At 71.4% G+C, this 16681-nt stretch carries 14 protein-coding genes; 8 read left to right on the top strand and 6 right to left on the bottom strand.

The annotated features are described in order from the left end of the window. Positions 1-45 precede the first annotated feature (45 nt). On the bottom strand, positions 46-945 hold the full coding sequence (locus OG490_RS28635; protein WP_330299145.1) for a haloalkane dehalogenase: 900 nt from the start codon (positions 943-945) through the stop codon (positions 46-48). A gap of 110 nt (positions 946-1055) precedes the next feature. On the opposite strand from OG490_RS28635, the gene OG490_RS28630 reads away from it, so the two are divergent. Both OG490_RS28630 and OG490_RS28625 read left to right on the top strand, forming a co-directional pair. Next, positions 1056-1547: a MarR family winged helix-turn-helix transcriptional regulator gene (locus OG490_RS28630; RefSeq protein ID WP_330299144.1), complete on the top strand. Its 492-nt coding sequence runs from the start codon at positions 1056-1058 to the stop codon at positions 1545-1547. Between the two features lie 79 nt (positions 1548-1626). Continuing rightward, positions 1627-3156, top strand: coding sequence for a helix-turn-helix domain-containing protein (locus OG490_RS28625; RefSeq protein WP_330299143.1), 1530 nt, complete (start codon positions 1627-1629; stop codon positions 3154-3156). Between the two features lie 42 nt (positions 3157-3198). Here OG490_RS28625 and OG490_RS28620 read toward each other — a convergent pair whose 3' ends face one another. Both OG490_RS28620 and OG490_RS28615 read right to left on the bottom strand, forming a co-directional pair. Next, positions 3199-6369 carry a tetratricopeptide repeat-containing serine protease family protein gene (locus OG490_RS28620; RefSeq protein ID WP_330299142.1) on the bottom strand — a complete coding sequence of 1057 codons (3171 nt, stop codon included), beginning with the start codon at positions 6367-6369 and terminating at the stop codon, positions 3199-3201. Then, positions 6366-6716 carry a trypco2 family protein gene (locus OG490_RS28615; RefSeq protein ID WP_330299141.1) on the bottom strand — a complete coding sequence of 117 codons (351 nt, stop codon included), beginning with the start codon at positions 6714-6716 and terminating at the stop codon, positions 6366-6368. Before OG490_RS28615 ends, OG490_RS28620 begins: the two co-directional genes overlap by 4 nt. Before the next feature lie 220 nt (positions 6717-6936). Between OG490_RS28615 and OG490_RS28610 the strand changes: the two genes are divergently transcribed. Continuing rightward, complete coding sequence (locus tag OG490_RS28610) at positions 6937-7473, top strand: TIGR00730 family Rossman fold protein (protein ID WP_330299140.1); 537 nt, start codon at positions 6937-6939, stop codon at positions 7471-7473. A gap of 63 nt (positions 7474-7536) precedes the next feature. Further along, positions 7537-7893: a MerR family transcriptional regulator gene (locus OG490_RS28605; protein WP_330299139.1), complete on the top strand. Its 357-nt coding sequence runs from the start codon at positions 7537-7539 to the stop codon at positions 7891-7893. Between the two features lie 188 nt (positions 7894-8081). Here the strand turns inward: OG490_RS28605 and OG490_RS28600 are convergent, their stop codons facing one another. Beyond that, complete coding sequence (locus OG490_RS28600; protein WP_330299138.1) at positions 8082-8747, bottom strand: ADP-ribosyltransferase; 666 nt, start codon at positions 8745-8747, stop codon at positions 8082-8084. A gap of 187 nt (positions 8748-8934) precedes the next feature. On the opposite strand from OG490_RS28600, the gene OG490_RS28595 reads away from it, so the two are divergent. The 3 genes from OG490_RS28595 to OG490_RS28585 all read left to right on the top strand — a co-directional run bounded on the left by OG490_RS28595 (position 8935) and on the right by OG490_RS28585 (position 11796). After that, positions 8935-9534 carry an excalibur calcium-binding domain-containing protein gene (locus OG490_RS28595; protein WP_330299137.1) on the top strand — a complete coding sequence of 200 codons (600 nt, stop codon included), beginning with the start codon at positions 8935-8937 and terminating at the stop codon, positions 9532-9534. A 160-nt stretch (positions 9535-9694) separates the two neighbouring features. Beyond that, positions 9695-11119, top strand: a complete 1425-nt coding sequence (locus tag OG490_RS28590; RefSeq protein ID WP_330299136.1) for a cytochrome P450 — start codon at positions 9695-9697, stop codon at positions 11117-11119. 119 nt (positions 11120-11238) lie between these two features. Further along, positions 11239-11796 (top strand): hypothetical protein, encoded by a 558-nt coding sequence (locus tag OG490_RS28585; protein ID WP_330299135.1) that lies wholly within the window; start codon positions 11239-11241, stop codon positions 11794-11796. 1 nt (position 11797) lies between these two features. Here the strand turns inward: OG490_RS28585 and OG490_RS28580 are convergent, their stop codons facing one another. After that, positions 11798-13366 (bottom strand): MFS transporter, encoded by a 1569-nt coding sequence (locus OG490_RS28580; protein ID WP_330299134.1) that lies wholly within the window; start codon positions 13364-13366, stop codon positions 11798-11800. Positions 13367-13463: 97 nt separating this feature from the next. On the opposite strand from OG490_RS28580, the gene OG490_RS28575 reads away from it, so the two are divergent. Continuing rightward, the gene (locus OG490_RS28575; RefSeq protein ID WP_330299133.1) at positions 13464-15590 is read left to right on the top strand and encodes a S9 family peptidase; all 2127 of its coding nucleotides are present in this window, start codon (positions 13464-13466) and stop codon (positions 15588-15590) included. 138 nt (positions 15591-15728) lie between these two features. Here the strand turns inward: OG490_RS28575 and OG490_RS28570 are convergent, their stop codons facing one another. Continuing rightward, complete coding sequence (locus OG490_RS28570) at positions 15729-16664, bottom strand: ABC transporter ATP-binding protein (RefSeq protein WP_330301107.1); 936 nt, start codon at positions 16662-16664, stop codon at positions 15729-15731. Between the last annotated feature and the right edge of the window lie 17 nt (positions 16665-16681).

Raw genomic sequence — 16681 nt, 5'->3', positions numbered from 1 at the left:
CCCGGGGCTCGGGATTCGGGGCTCGGGGCTCGGGGCTCGGGCGCCTCAACCCGCGAGGCCGTGGCGGGCGATCCAGGCCGTGACGGCCGCGGCGATCTCCTCGGGCCGGTCCTCCGGGCAGAGGTGGGCGGCGGCGCCGCAGTACTCGGTCTCCAGCGCCGAGACGTTCCGCGCGCACCACTCGACCTCCCCGGAGCCGATCATCAGGGTGGGCGAGCCGTCGAAGGTGAGGAGCAGCTTGGGGACTTCGGGGCTGGCGGACAGCCAGGCGTCGTACTCCTTTACCCGGCTGACGACGTCGGCGGGTTCACCGTCGAGCGGCATGGAGCGGGCCCACTGGAGCATGGGCCGACGGGTTTCGGGCGTCGGGTAGGGGGCGGCGTAGACGGCGTGGTCCGCCTCGGCGAGCGGGCCGGACAGGATCGTCCTGGAGATCCCGTCCTCGATGAAGAGGTTGTGGTCGAGGACCATCTCCTCTCCGGTGCCCGGCGTGCGCAGGGCCTCGAAGCGGGAGCGGGCGGCGGGCGGGAACTCCTCCCAGCTCATCGGCCGCAGGATCGTCTCCATGAAGGCGATGCCGCGGACCCCCTCCGGATGCCGGGCCGCCCGGTCGAAGGCGAGCGCCCCGCCCCAGTCCTGGCCGACGAGGGCGACCTCGTCCAGTCCCATGGCTTCGAACCAGGCGTCGAGGTAGCGGGCGTGGTCGGCGAAGCGGTAGTCGCCGCCCGGCTTGCCGGAGCGGCCCATGCCGATGAGGTCGGGGGCGAGGACGCGGACCCCGGTCCCGGCTCCGGCTCCGGCCGCGCCGCCGATCCGGGGCAGCACCCCGCGCCACAGGTGGGAGGAGGTGGGGTTGCCGTGCAGGAAGACGATGGCGGCGCCCTCGGCCCCCGCGCCCAGTTCCTCGTAGTGCATCGTCGAGTCGAGTACGTCGATCGTGGGCATGGAAGGCCCCTCTCATTTCGTTGGCGTGACAAACGTTAGTGCCACAAACGTTAGCGGCACGAATGAATTTAGATCGTTAGTGTCACCAACGCAAGAGGTAGGATCCCGGCATGACCACGGAAGAGGAGCAGGCCGCCGCCGCCGTCCCGGCACGGCTCCGGGAACTGCCCAGCCGACTGCTCGCACAGGCCTCGGCGCACGCCCAGCGGTTCGTCATCGAGGGACTGAACGGGGCGGATGCCCGCAAATGGCACTACGCGGCCCTGGTCGCCCTGGACGAGTTCGGACCCGCCAGCCAGGCCACCCTGAGCGGCCGCACCGGCATCCACCGCAGCGACCTGGTCGCCGTCATCAACGAACTCGCGGAACGCGAACTGGTCGAGCGGACCCCCGACCCCGCCGACCGGCGGCGCAACGTCATCACCCTCACACCGCTCGGCCGGCGCCGGCTGCGCAAGCTGGAACAGCTGCTCGCCGCGGCCCAGGAAGAGTTGCTGTCCCCTTTGTCCGCACCCGAGCGCGAGCAGCTCACCCGACTGCTCGGCCGGATCGTCGACCACCACGCGCACTCCGGCCCAGGCATGGGAGCTGACGCCGGGTAACACCCGCCTGGCACCCGCCTGACACCCGTCTGCCGCACCCAGCGCGAGCGTCATCTCATATCTGAGATACGGTGCAGCCATGGGAGACGACTACCTCGTACGCATCGGCAAGCTCATCCGTGACGCCCGGCAGCACCGGGGCTGGACACAGAGTCAACTCGCCGACGCGCTCGGAACCAGCCAGAGCGCCGTGAACCGGATCGAGCGCGGCAACCAGAACATCAGCCTCGAAATGATCGCGCGCATCGGGGAAGCCCTCGACAGCGAAATCGTCTCGCTCGGCTACGCCGGCCCGATGCACCTGCGCGTGGTCGGCGGCCGCCGCCTGTCCGGCGCGATCGACGTCAAGACGAGCAAGAACGCGTGCGTGGCCCTGCTGTGCGCCTCGCTGCTCAACAAGGGCCGTACGGTGCTGCGCCGCGTCGCCCGCATCGAGGAGGTCTACCGCCTCCTGGAGGTCCTGAACTCCATCGGCGTCCGCACCCGCTGGATCAACGACGGCGTCGACCTGGAACTCGTACCGCCGGCCCGCCTCGACATGGACGCCATGGACGCGGACGCGGCCCGCCGCACCCGCAGCATCATCATGTTCCTCGGTCCCCTCCTCCACCGGATGGACCACTTCAAGCTGCCGTACGCGGGCGGCTGCGACCTCGGCACCCGCACCATCGAGCCGCACATGATCGCCCTGCGCCGCTTCGGCCTGGACATCACCGCGACCGAGGGCATCTACCACGCCCAGGTCGAGGCCGGGATCTCCCCGGACCGCCCGATCGTGCTGACCGAGCGCGGGGACACCGTCACCGAGAACGCGCTGCTGGCCGCCGCCCGGCACGACGGCACCACGGTCATCCGCAACGCCTCGTCCAACTACATGGTCCAGGACCTGTGCTTCTTCCTGGAGGCCCTCGGCGTCCGGGTGGACGGTGTCGGCACCACGACCCTGACGGTCCACGGCGTCCCGAACATCGATGTGGACGTCGACTACTCCCCCTCCGAGGACCCGGTCGAGGCGATGAGCCTGCTGGCCGCGGCGGTCGTCACGGAATCCGAACTCACCATCCGCCGGGTCCCGATCGAGTTCATGGAGATCGAGCTCGCGGTCCTGGAGGAGATGGGCCTCGACCACGACCGCTCGGCGGAGTACACGGCGGACAACGGCCGCACCCGCCTGGTCGACCTCACGGTCCGCCCCTCAAAACTCGAAGCCCCGATCGACAAGATCCACCCGATGCCCTTCCCCGGGCTGAACATCGACAACGTCCCGTTCTTCGCGGCCATCGCGGCCGTGGCCCAGGGCCAGACCCTGATCCACGACTGGGTGTACGACAACCGCGCCATCTACCTCACGGACCTCAACCGCCTCGGCGGCCGCCTCCAGCTCCTGGACCCCCACCGCGTCCTGGTCGAGGGCCCGACCCGCTGGCGCGCGGCAGAAATGATGTGCCCCCCGGCCCTGCGCCCGGCGGTCGTCGTCCTCCTGGCGATGATGGCCGCCGAGGGCACCTCGGTCCTGCGCAACGTCTACGTCATCAACCGCGGCTACGAGGAACTGGCGGAACGCCTCAACTCGGTCGGCGCCCAGATCGAAATCTTCCGCGACATCTAGGGGTTCGCCGGGCACCCGGCTGGAGGGCCTTCCCCCGACGGGTCAGTCGGGGGGAGGCGGACGCAGAGGGACCCACCTCGTCATCGAGTCCCAGGCCTCCAGAGCATCTGTCAGGACTTCCACGCCGGCCGGGGAATCAGGTCCGACGGTGCTCGCCACGATGAGCAGCATTCCTCCGTGCTGCTGCACCAGTGCGATGAACTCCTCGATCGCAGGAGCGGCCCAGACCTGGCCGAGCGTTGCCACCGCGACCTCACCGGGACCGGTGAATGCCCCCGCAAGCCCGTCGGACGACCTGGGCGGCAATCCGGACCACAGCGGCTGGAGGTCGAGCGCTTCAGCGAAGGCCGAGCGGGGCCCGTAGGCGGACGTGGCCGTCCAGCGGTCCCCGCTCTGGACCAACTGCGCCACCTCGAGAGAGGGGTTGACCACCAGAGTGGGAACGAGCAGGTCGTTCCCATCCCCCGCGGGCACCCCGGCGGCGAAGGCCCTCCAGTTGACACCCGCTTCTTTGGCCACATTGATCAGGGCCGAATCGTTCCAGTGCGGATACCGGCACAGTCCGAAGTGGAAGAGCCGTGCGTCGGCCCAGCCGTAGTGCTCGTCCACGTGGAGTGCCGGAACACCGTCGCCCAGCGGGTATCCGCAGTCCTGGCAGTCTCCGGCCCAGAGCAACTGCATGAGGGAACGGGCTTCCTCCTGCCCGAGTCTGTCCAGGCAGTCCTGGCTGAAGGCCAGGTGCGGGAGTCCGGCCGAGCCGTCCTCGGCCTCCAGGACCACCCAGGCCGAGGGGTGGCCGTGCTCCCGTGCGCGGCTCCACCACTCCGCCCCCAACCGGACGTCGCCGAAGAAGTACGAAGTCACGCCGGCCATCAGGCAGCCGATGGGGTCGCCCAGATTCCCCTGCCTGACCGCCGCATCGTAGGCACGCGAGACATAGGCGTTCGCCGTCTCGTGGTCTTCTCTGCGCAGCAGGACGCCGGCGTACGAGAGCGCGGCGAGCGGGATCTCGCCGTCCGCGGCAACCCTCAGGGCCTCGACGGCTTCGTCCGACTGCCACTGCGACCTCAGCCAGTCCGAGTAGTGCAGTGCGCTCCCGGGATCGCCGGCCTCGGTACCGCGCTTCCAGAGCGCTATCGCCTCGTCCTGGTTGCCCAGCTTCTCGTGGACCAGGCCGAGGGCGCCGATCGACTCCCTCTCCCCGCCCTCGATGGCACGCTCGTACCACTCCCGTGCCGCTTCCAGATCCCCCCTCGCGAAGGACAGGGCACCCATGTTGTGAGCCCCGTTGGGGTCGCCCAGGCAGAAGACGCGTTCGAAGCAGCGGCCGGCACCGTCATAGTCCTTCTCCGCGGCCAGCAGCGCCCCCAGGTTGACCAGGCCGTCGGGATCGTCCGCCTCCGCGAGGGGGCGGAGCACCTCCTTGGCCACGTCCGGCCGGCCCGCCACCTTGGCGACGGTCGACACCAGCACACGGCGCGTGTCGTCCACGATGCGCAGGGCCTCGTCCCACACCTGTACCGGGAGCTCGCTCGGACGGGACCGGCGCGCGGCGTCGGACACGAGGTAGTCGAACGGCTTCCACGTTCCTCCCCGGCCCGGGACCAGGGGGCTGGTCACGCCCAGCACGATCCTGGACGCCCAGTCCCAGGCTTCCGCCATGCCTTCCGGCCGCAGGGCCGGGCCGCCCGCCTGGTCGAGGAAGTGCGCGTGGAGGCGTTCCAGGGACTCCGGCGCCAGCGCAGTGTCCACACCTGTCCGGGCGAGGGCGACGGCGGCTGCGACGAGAGCGGCACCCCGGGGGTTGCCTTTCACCCGGGAAGCGGCCTTCCACCGCTTGAGGACCTGCGGTCCCGCCGCGAGGTACTCCGCCACCCCGTGCGCCCTGTCGGCGTTCAGTGCCGCAACGATGCGCGGATCCTCGCGCGACGACGCGGCCCGCCGCTCGTCGTCGGTCCAGATCCGGTCCAGGGTGATGTGATGCGCCGCGCGGATCACTCTGCCCGGCGAGGACGGCAGGCGCGGCCCGGTGCCCCGCGAGAGCGAAGGGCCGTCCTCCTCATCCGTGTAGTGCTCGTGGAACTCGGTGCGCAGCGTGGCGAGCACTACCGTGCCGCGGCGGACGAGCCGGTCGAGCAAGGACGGCGTCAGCCCGTCGGAACGCAGGTAGTTGTGCAGGTCGTCGAGCCATACGACCTTCTCGTGATCGCTTCCGGAGGAAGAGTGCAGGAAGGACAGGTCGACGTCGGGGTCCGGCTTGCAGACCGACCGGTCCCGGAAATTGCGGACCATGCCTTCGAACAGGGCCCTCGACTTGCCCGCGGCCGAATCCCCTGTCAGCAGCAGCATGCCGCCCGTTTCCGCCAGCGCTTCGAGCCGGGCGTCCACCTGCGCATCGAAGCAGCGCGGCACGTACTGCACGACGTCCGGGTGGCCGGCGGCGTCCGGCGCGCGATGAACCCCGAAGGAGACCGGGTGGGCGTCGGCGACAGGGAGCCAGTCGCCTTCGCAGGAAGCGGAGGCCTCGTGCACCACCTGCGGCGCAGGCCTGCCGATCTCCACCACCTCGGGCCGCAGCCCAACAGCTGCCTCCACCGCCCGCTGGAAGCCGGCATCGGCCACCACGACGGAGATGGGAACGGCTTCCACCCGTGCGTGAGCCCACTGCCCCGGGTCTCCGCAGACCACGCCGATCAGATACTCGCCGGCGAAGAGCGCGGCGCCCGACATCCCCTGCCACGGCGATGTGCCGGGGGTGCCGGCCGCGGGCGGCGGGGCGTGGGAACTGTCCAGGACGTAGCGGCCGCGCAGGACGGACGAACCCGGCTTCAGGGTGCCCACGATCTGCTCGGTGTCCGGCCGGGATCCGTCCCGGAGCGAGATCCGCGGGTAGCCCACCGCTTCGCAGTTCTCCCAGGCGGCCAGGCCGGTTGTCCGGCCCCACAGGACGTCGGACATCCGGCACGTCGTGGCGTCCCCGACCAGGTCTTCGTCCGCTTCGAGCAGGGCCGCGTCGCACGACTCGTCGTAGCGGCGCCACACGAGGCGGCAGCTGCGGGTCCCCGTCCCTCCGGGGACGGCGACGCGAGCAGCCCCGCCCTCCGCTTCGAACAGGTGCGCCGAGGTGAGCACCAGGCGGGAGTCCAGTAGGAAGCCGCTGCCCTGCCGCGCTCCCTGGACGATGGCGATGCGTTCGATGGACCGGGCGCTCATCCGCCGCGCAGTCCGGAGGGGTGTTCGAAGTCACCCAGGTCGACTTCGGCCTGATGTCCGATCTCGATCGGCCCGCCGTTGACCGAGTCCTTCGGCTTCAGCTTCACGGACACCTTGTGGACGGCGTTCTGCGCCACCCCCACCTGGGCGTTGCCGGAGACCACCCAGGCCTTGAACCCCGCCTTGGCCGTCGCGTCGCGCCGCAGCTCGACCGAGAAGTCCAGAGTGATCTCGTCGACCTCGAACCTGATCCGCTGGCCGTCCGCGGCGTGCACCGAGGCCATCAGCTGATCCCGCAAGCCCTGTACGGCCTCCGTGAGTTCCACGTTCTCCAACGGATCGCGCACGTCTCCGACTCCCCCGCTCGGTCCACCGTCAACCGCTACCACTATCACACTGCCCCTGGCACGAAACAGCGATCCGGACAGTGCCTCCGGACACGGCTGGACGCTGTGCGGCCACGCAGCACCCGGCCGGCGCCCACCCGCCAGGTCTGCCGGGCGGTGCGCAGCATGTACGAGAAGGCCACCTCTCGATGCGGCACGGGGCTGCTCGTAGTGTTGGCGCATGAACATTTGCGTCTTCCTCTCGGCCGCCGACCTCGACGAGCGCTACACCGGGCCGGCCCGGGAGTTCGCCGAGCTCCTCGGGAAGGGCGGTCACACGCTGGTGTGGGGCGGCTCCGAGAGCGGCTTGATGAAGGTCGTCGCGGACGGCGTGCAGGCGGCGGGGGGACGGCTCGTGGGCGTATCGGTCGACTTCCTGGCGGCCAGCGCCCGCAAGGACGCCGACGAAATGGTGATCGCCCGTGACCTCGCCGAACGCAAGGCGCTGCTGCTGGCCAAGGCCGACGCGGTCGCGATCCTGGTCGGCGGGACCGGGACGCTGGACGAGGCCACCGAGATCCTGGAGCTCAAGAAGCACGGAAAGACCACGAAGCCGGTGGTGCTCCTCAACACGGCCGGGTTCTACGACGGACTGAAGACGCAGTTCCGGCGGATGGAGGAGGAGGGGTTCCTGCCCGTACCCCTGGCCGACCTGGTCTTCTTCGCCGAGGACGCCGAGACGGCGCTCGCCCATCTCGTGGAGAGTGTGGGCGCGTAGCCGTCGCCCGGTCCCGCGGCCGTCCGCTGGAAGATCCCGTAACTCCGGCGTGTTGTGCGGGACATGAGGATCAGTGAAGCCGCGAAGGCCAGTGGTGTCAGTGCCCGGACGCTGCGGTACTACGAGGAGGAGGGGCTGGTCGTCCCCGAACGGGGCGCCAACGGCTACCGGGACTACTGCCGCGCCGCCATCGACCGGGTCCGCGTCATCCGCTTCCTGGTGGAATCGGGGCTGCCCATGCGGTTGATCAAGGAAGTGCTGCCCTACATCACCCCGAAGACCAGCCCGCGCGGGATATGCCCGCAGTTCCTGGCGGAGGTGGAGGAGTACCGCGACCGGCTCGTGGAGCGGATCGCGGGTCTCGCCACCCAACAGGCTTCACTGGACGCCTTCCTGGGCGCCGCTCGGGCCGGTCGGTGATGCACCCGCTCCGCGAGACGGGGGTTGACCTTCCCGCAGGCGGGAACCTTTTACGGTCCTGCCCATGAACACGCTCTCGGCGAGTGCCTCGCCCACGCCCCTACCCACGCAGAGCGCCGCCCCGCGCCCGTAGGAGCGGACGGGGCGGACTACGGCGTTCCGTCCGGCCGCTTCTGCGAGGCGGTGGGTCAGCCCGGGTAGTTGGTGCGCCAGGGCTCGTAGTGCGGGTTGTCCTGGCACTCGTCCATGATCTCGACCTTCTTCACCGTGTCGACCCGGCAGACGGCCACGATGAACGAGCGGTCGATGCCGCCCGGGAAGGCGACTTCGACCTGGCGGGCGTACTTGTGGGTGTCGCCGATGGTCTGGTTGACGTCCACCCCGCCGGGGGCGTCGATGTAGTAATTCCAGCCGCTCTTCCAGGACTTGTACAGGTCGTGGTCATAGGTCGTGGAGACGTACGGGGAGGGCTGGTTGACCAGGACGTAACTCTCGATGTCGTACTGGCCGTTGCGGACGTCCCTGGGGAGGAAGCCCTCCTCGAAGACCACCTCCGGCGGGCGGCCGTCCGAGCGGTAGAGCTGCTTGCAGTTGATCCGCCAGGACGGGGACGGGGTGATCCGCTCGATCTCCACACTGGCGTCGGCGGCGGCGAAGAGGTGGTTCTGGACCCGGGGGCAGGAGTTCGCGGGCGCCGCCGCGTGGACGGAGGCGGAGGCGGAAACCGGCGGCAGCAAGGCTGCCGCGAGGACGGTCGCGAGGACGACGACACGGCGGCGCAGAGCGGAAAGGGGAGCGGAAGCGGGGGTGGAAGTGGGCGTGGGGGAAGTGGGCAAGGGTGCGGGAGTGATCATGGGCTCACCCTGGCGGCCTCGCGCCGCCCGCAGGGGGATCCTCACCCGAAGGTGAGCGTGTCGGCCGCCATGGCCCGACTCCCTTGAGTGCGGGTCGAGTTGGAGGCGGAACGATCCTTCGCCGGAGCGCGATCACCCGCGTGACTAAGCTGTGGCGGCTGCATGCCGTTGATCTGGGGGGTCATTCATGTTTCATCGTCGGGGCGTCGCCATAGCGGGCGCTGTGGGGGCCGTCGCACTGCTCGTCGCCGGATGCCAGGGCTCGGGCGCCTCGAAGGGTTCCGACAAGCCGGGTGCGGCCGCGCCCACTGCGAGCTCTGCCCCCGAGGCCGCCATGCCCGCGCTCGTCGGCAAGACCCACACAGAGGCCGAGATCCTCGTCAAGCAGGTGATCACCAAGGCGGCCGAGGTCCGCAGCGCGTACGCCGACGTCCCGCTGGCCTCCTACCACCCGCAGTGGGCGGTCTGCTTCCAGACTCCGGCGGCGGGCACTCCCGTGACGGCCACCACCTCCGTCGAGATCTCCCTCGCCGCGCCCGGAATCCCGTGCCCGGAGCAGGCGGGCGCCACCCTGCACCCGACGAAGGCCCCGAGCCGCCCGTCGACCCCGACCCCGGGTGTCCCGAAGCCGAAGTCCAGCCCGACTCCGGCTCCAGGCCCCAAGGACGTCACCTACAAGAACTGCGACGAGGCCAAGGCCGCCGGCGCCGCCCCCATCCGGCGCGGCCAGCCCGGCTACGGCAAGCACCTCGACCGGGACAACGACGGCATCGCCTGCGACAAGTAGGAAAGCCGGGGGCGGGCGGGCAACCGGGGGCGGCGGGCCGGAGAGCCGGCCGCGGGGTTGCGCGCGACGGCGGTATTCGGCCGGATGCCGCGGCACCCCTCCCCCGGGGCCGCGCCCGCCGGGACAATCGGCCCGTCGGCACAGTTCTGAGGGCGGAGCCATGGCAGCAACGGAAGCAGCACGGACAGGCGCGGAAACCGCCAAGGAGATCCCCCGGCTCGCGGGCGCACCACTGCTCGGGTCCCTCGCCGACCTCAGGGCGGATTCGCTCGGTACGTATCTGCGCGCGCACCACGAGCACGGCGACGTCGTCCGGATCACGGCCGGTCCGCCGGGACTGCGCGCCGAGCTGACCTGCGTGTTCTCGGCGGAGGGGGTCCAGCAGGTGCTGGCCTCGCAGGCGGCCAACTTCCGCAAGGACAACGCCGTCTACCAAGAGGTCCGGGACGCCCTCGGCAACGGCTTGCTGACCAGCCAGGACGAGGACTACCTGCGCCAACGGCGGCTGGTCCAGCCGCTGTTCACCAAGCGCCGGGTGGACGGGTACGCCGAGGCCGTCGCCTCGGAGACCGCGTCGACCCTCAGCTCCTGGGAGCGGTCCACGGACGGCATCGTCGACGTCTCGGACGAGATGATGGTGCTCGCGCTGCGCGCGGTGGCCCGGATCCTCTTCGGCGCCGACGTGGAAGCCACCGTCGACGTCGTGGACCGGTGCTTTCCGGTCATCACGGAGTACGTGCTGCGCCGCGGCTACTCCCCCGTGAACGTCCCCCGCACCTGGCCCACTCCGGGCAACAAGCGGGCGGCGGCCGCGCTGGAGGAGCTGTACGGGGTCTGCGACAAGATCGTCGCCGAGCGCCGGGGAGGTCCCGCCGCCGATGCCCGCGCCACCGGCGCCGAGGGCAAGGGCGAGGCCGAGGACCTGCTGTCGCTGCTCGCGGCCGCCACCAGCACGCAGGACGCCGAGTTCGACGCCACCGAACTGCGCGAACAGGTACTGATCTTCCTGCTCGCGGGACACGAGACGACCGCCACCTCGCTCTCCTTCTCCCTCCATCTGCTGGCCCGCCACCCCGAGTTGCAGGACCGGGCCCGTGCCGAGATCGCCGAGGTCCTGGGCGACCGTACGCCCGGGGCCGCCGACCTCGACCGCCTCCCGTACCTCACCCAGGTGCTCAAGGAGGCCATGCGGCTCTACCCGGCCGCCCCGGTCATCGGCCGCCGCTCGGTCGCGGCGGCCGAGGTGGACGGCCACACCATCCCGGCGGGCGCGGACGTGATCCTGGCTCCGTGGGTGACCCACCGCCACCCCCGGTACTGGCCGGACCCGGAGCGCTTCGACCCCGACCGGTTCACCCCGGAGGCGGAGGCGGAAAGGCCCCGCTACGCCTGGTTCCCCTTCGGCGGGGGCCCGCGCGCCTGCATCGGTCAGCACTTCTCGATGCTGGAGTCGGTGATCGCGCTGGCGATGATCCTGCGGGAGTACGAGTTCGAGGCCGTGGACACCGAGATCGCGGTCTCCGCCGGGATCACCCTGAACACCCTGGGCCCGGCGCGCTGCCGGATCCGGCGCGTGGGCGCCTGAGGCCGCCCGAGGAGGCTTGAGGCCGCCCGAGGCCGCCTGACCGCCGCCTGAGGACACCGCGCGGCCGTAACCGCCCCCGGGCCTGGACTCGTACCGGCACCTGCGGCCATCATGGCCCGATGGAAGAGGAGATTCCGGGGAGGTTGTCCCCGTATGTACGCCGGCCACCACGCCCCCTGCTCCCGGGCGCCCCGGCCGGGCCTCCCCTGTGGCGCCGGCTGCGCGGGTTCTTCCCCTTCCGGTTCCTGACCGCCCTGCCCGACGACCTCGCCGACGCCGCGGCCGCGCTCCTGGACCCCGTGGAGCGCGCCGCCCGGCTGGCCGGCCGGCTGCTGCACGGCCCGGCCCTGCGCGGCGGCTGGCGCAGTGAGGCCGGGTCGCTCGCCCTGGTGCTGTACGGGTTCCACTGGACGCGCTGGCAGTGCGACGGCCCCGGCCCCCGCGCGACCTTCGGCGGGGAGCCGGGCAAGCTGACCGTCCGCCCGCCCTGGGACCGCTCGGCCGCATCCCGCCCGGTCCACGTCACGGCCGCCGTCGCACGCCGCTCCCCGCGACCGCATCGCCGCACCCGCGTCGACCTGGCCTTCCCCGACGGTTCCCGGCTCTCCCTGAGCATGGACACCCCGAGGGACGCGGCCCGGCTGCGCGCGGCCCTGTCCCCCAACTTCCCCTCGTAGGTCAGGTCTTCGTCGGGGCCGTCGGGGCCGGGGCGTGGTTGCCCTGGAGGCGGGCGAGGTCCGAGGGTCTGACCTGGATGACGAAGAGCGCGATCAGCGCCGTGACCAGGGTGAACGCGGCTGCCGCCACGAAGGCGGCGCTGACGCCCGAGGTGAGGACCTGGTCGCTCCACGGCTTCGGGAACTGCTTGGTGCGTGCGAAGAAGGCCTTCTGATCCGGCGTGGAGTCGCGCAGGAAGGAACCCACCTGGTCCTTGGCCTCGTTGCGGCTGGCCGTGCCGAACACCGTGACCAGGATGGACAGTCCGAGCGAGCCGCCCACCTGCTGCATCGAGTTGAGCAGCCCGGAGGCCGCGCCCGACTCCCGGTCGGGGACGTTCGAGAGCGCCATCAGGGTGAGGGACACGAACTGCTGGCCCATGCCCGCGCTGAAGAGCAGCATCGGTCCCAGGATGCTGCCCAGGTACGTCGAGTGGATGTCGGTCTGCGTGAGCCAGGCCAGTCCGGCGGCCGCGCACAGGGATCCCGACACCATGAAGGGCTTGGGGCCGAGTTTCGGCAGCAACTGGGAGGTGATCCCCGCGAACACCGCGACCATCGCGCTGACCGGCAGGAAGGCGAGCCCGGCGCGCAGCGGGCTGAAGCCCAGCACGTTCTGCACGAACAGGGTCAGGAAGAAGAACATGCCGAAGATGGCGCAGGCGAAGAAGAGCATGATCGCGTAGGTCCCGGCCCGGTTGCGGTCCGCGAACATGTGGAGCGGGGTGATCGGCTGCGGCGAGCGCCGCTCGTTGACGACGAAGAGGCAGAGCAGGACCACGGCCGCCGCGAAGGAGACCAGCGTCAGCCCGTCCCGCCAGCCCTCCTGGGAGGCGCGGATGAACCCGTAGACCAGTGCGACCATGCCGATCGTGGAGAGCAGGGCGCCCGCGAGGTCGAAGTGTCCGGGATGGCGTTCGGACTCGCGGATCACCTTGGGGGTGGCCAGGGCGATCAGCAGGGCGATCGGGACGTTGACGAAGAGCACCCACCGCCAGTTGAGCCACTCCACGAGGAGGCCGCCCGCGAGCAGTCCGATCGCGCCGCCGCCCGCCGAGACGCCGGCGAACACGCCGAACGCCCGGTTGCGTTCGGGGCCTTCCTTGAAGGTGGTGGTGATCAGTGCGAGCGCGGTCGGTGAGGCGATGGCGCCGCCGACGCCCTGGAGGGCGCGGGCGCCCATCAACTGGCCGGCGTTCTGGGCGAGTCCGCCCAGCAGCGAGGCCAGGCCGAAGAGCAGCACGCCGAACATGAAGACGCGCCGCCGGCCGAGGATGTCGCCGGTGCGCCCGCCGAGGAGCAGCAGGCCGCCGAAGGTGAGGGTGTAGGCGTTGACCACCCAGGACAGGCTCTCCGTGGAGAAGCCGAGGGCCGTCTGGATGTGCGGCAGCGCGATGTTCACGATGGTGATGTCGAGAACGACCATGAGTTGGCAGGACGCGATCACGAGCAGGGCGAGCCCGTGTCCGCTTCCTCGGACCTTGCCGTTGGTCCCAGTGCTGGTGCTGCTCGGCGTAGCGTTCCGGTCCACCTTTTCGACGCTAAGCCCGTACCCCAAGGGTCACCACTCGAACGGCCTAGTCTATATGGCATGTGTTATGTGGTATTTCACATGACACACTGGCCCCATGGATCGCATGGATGACTTCCTCAGGCTCTCCGCGAGCACCGCCCGGTTCACCTACGGCGCCCCGCGCGCCTTCGCCTTCGGCGACGAAGGCCGGCTCCTCTGGTTCCTCCGCTCCACCGGACCCACCGACCCCCTCGACTCCCTCTGGGTCCTGGACACCGCCACCGGCGCCGAAACCCGCCTCGCCGACCCCCGCGAACTGTGCCCCGACCTGTCCCCCGGGGCCGTACCCCCGCCCCTGCCCGTCGCCGAGCGCCGCCTGCGCGAACGGACCCGGCTCGTGGCGGCCGGGATCGGCTCGTACGCGCTCTCCGGCGACGGCCTGCGCGCCGTGTTCCCGCTGTACGGGCGGCTGTACGAGGTCACGTGCCCGGCCGGAGCGGAACCCGGCGCGGAGCCCGGGCAGCCCGCCCAGCCTGCTCAGCCCAAGGAGGTCCCCGTCGCCGGACCCGCCTTCGATCCCCGCCCCGACGCCGACGGCTCCCGCATCGCCTACGTCGCCGACGACGCCCTGTACACCGCCCCCGGCGGCCGGATCAGCCCCGAGGACGGAGCCCGCTGGGGCGTGGCCGAGTTCGCCGCCGCCGAAGAGCTCGGGCGCTCCCGGGGGCACTGGTGGTCCCCCGACGGGCAGAGCCTGCTCGCCACCCGCGTCGACGAATCCGCCCTCCAGCGGCGCTGGTTCGCCGACCCGGCGCACCCGGAGCTGGCGGCCGAGGACTTCGCGTACCCCGAGGCGGGCGGCCCCAACGCGGACGTACAGCTGTGGGTCTTCGGGCCGGGCCGCGACCCCGTACGGCTCGACTGGGACGCGGCGGCCTCCCCGTACCTCTCCGACGCCGGCTGGGAATCGCCCGGGGAGGTCCTGCTGACCGTGCAGGACCGGCTCCAGCAGCACGTCCTGCTGCTCTCCGCCGACCCGGCCACCGGGCGGACCCGGGAGCTGTCGCGCACCACCGACCCCCGGTGGGTGGACCCCATGGTCCCCGGCACCCCGGCCCGGCTCCCCGACGGGCGGATGCTGACCAGCGCCGACACCCCCGACGGCGCCGCCCGCGGGCTCGCGGTGGACGGGGTCCTCCTGACCGGCGACGGGCTCCAGGTCCGCCGGGTGGCCGGGGCCCACGGGGACCGGCTGCTGATCGAGGGCGCCCGGCGCGACCCCTCCGAACAGCAGGTGTTCTTCCTCGATCCGGACTCCGGCGAGCTGAGCCCGCTCGCGGACGGCCCCGGAGTCCACTCTGTCCAGGGATCCGGCGGGGCACTGCTGCTCACCTCCGCCGACGCGGACGGGATCCGGCGGGTCCTGCGGAGCGCGGACGGGCGGGAGTTCACTCCGCAGGACTACTCGCAGCCGATGCCGTACCGGGTGGTCCCGGTGCTGGAGCGGGTCACCGAGCACCGGATCCCCACCGCGCTCGTGCTGCCGCGCGGGCACGTACCCGGCACCCGGCTGCCCGTCCTGCTCGACAGCTACGGCGGCCCCGGCGCACAGGACGTCTGCGCGGAGCCGCGGCGCTGGCAGCACCGGCAGTGGTGGGCCGACCAGGGCTTCGCCGTGGTGACCATCGACAACCGGGGCACGGCGTACGTCTCCCCGCGGTTCACGCACGCCATGTACCGGGGGTTCTCGGACGTCACCCTGGACGACCAGGTCGCAGCCCTGCTCTCGCTCGGGGAGCTCCACGCCGACCTCGACCTGGACCGGGTCGGGATCCGCGGGTGGTCGTACGGCGGATACCTGTCCGCGCTCGCGGTGCTGCGGCGGCCGGACGTCTTCCACGCGGCCGCCGCGGGGGCTGCGCCGACCGACTTCCGGCACTACGACACCGCGTACACCGAGCGGTACCTGGGCCTGCCGGCGCAGCACCCCGAGGTGTACGAGCGGGACTCGCTGCTCGCGGACGCGCCGGGGCTCTCGCGGCCGCTGCTGCTGGTGACGGGGCTGGCCGACGACAACGTGCATCCTTCGCACACGCTGCGGTTGTCGCAGGCGCTGACGGATGCGGGGCGGGTCCATCAGCTGCTGGCTCTGCCTGGGGTCACTCACATGACCCCGGGTGGGGTGCGGGAGAAGATCATGGTGCAGGAACTGGCGTTCTTCCGGCGGGAGCTGGGGCTCTGACGGGGTAAGGGGACAGGCCCCGGCCGCGGGTGTTTGCCGCTGCGCGGGGCCTGTCCCCTACCCACCCTTCCACCGTTCCCCGGGGCTCCGCCCCGGACCCCGCTCCTCAAACGCCGGAGGGGCTGGATTCACCGCCCGTCAGTCGCCCGGGAAGTGGCACGCCACCTCGCGTGACTCCGCGATCCGCAGGAGCGGGCGTTCCACCCGGCACACCGGCTGAGCCTTTGCGCATCTCGGGTGGAAGGTGCAGCCCGGGGGTGGGGAGGCCGGGCTCGGAGGGTCGCCCAGGAGGACGATGCGTTCGCGGCGGCGCTCCGCCGCCGGGTCGGGGAGCGGGACCGCGGAGAGCAGGGCCCGGGTGTAGGGGTGTTGGGGGTTGTCGTAGAGGGACTTCTTGTCGCCGATCTCCACGATCCGGCCGAGGTACATGACGGCGACCCGGTCGCTCACCCGCTTGACGATCGACAGGTCGTGCGCGATGAACACGTAGGCCAGGCCCAGTTCGGCGCGCAGCCGCTCCATCAGGTTGACGATCTGCGCCTGGACCGAGACGTCGAGCGCGGAGACCGGCTCGTCGGCGATGATCAGCCGGGGGCTGGTGGCGAGCGAGCGGGCGATGCCGATCCGTTGCGCCTGGCCGCCGGAGAACTCGTGCGGGTAGCGGTCGATGTGCTCGGGGATCAGCCCGACGAGGTCCATCAGTTCGGCGGCCCGGCGGCGTGCGTCGGACGCCGACCAGCCCTGGACCAGCAGCGGGTCGGAGATGATCCGGGCCACCGTCTGGCGGGGGTTGAGCGAGGAGTGCGGGTCCTGGAAGACCATCTGGAGGTGGCGGCGCAGGGGGCGCAGGGCCGGCTGGGAGAGCCGGCTGATGTCCTTGCCCTCGAACTCCACGCTCCCGGAGGTCGGTTCGAGGAGTCGGACGATCATGCGTCCGGTGGTGGACTTGCCGCAGCCCGACTCACCGACCAGGCCCAGGGTCTGACCGGCCGCCAGGTCGAAGGAGACTCCGTCCACGGCGCGCACGGGCGCCCCCCGGCGCCCGGTCGCGGTCCGCTTGCCGGGGAAGGCCATCGTGAGGTCGCGTACGG

Origin of the sequence: Streptomyces sp. NBC_00503 (assembly GCF_036346895.1) — a bacterium.
Classification (GTDB): Bacteria; Actinomycetota; Actinomycetes; order Streptomycetales; family Streptomycetaceae; genus Streptomyces.
The sequence above is the reverse complement of the archived record's forward strand: the minus strand, read 5'-3'. Positions and strand labels throughout refer to the sequence as shown.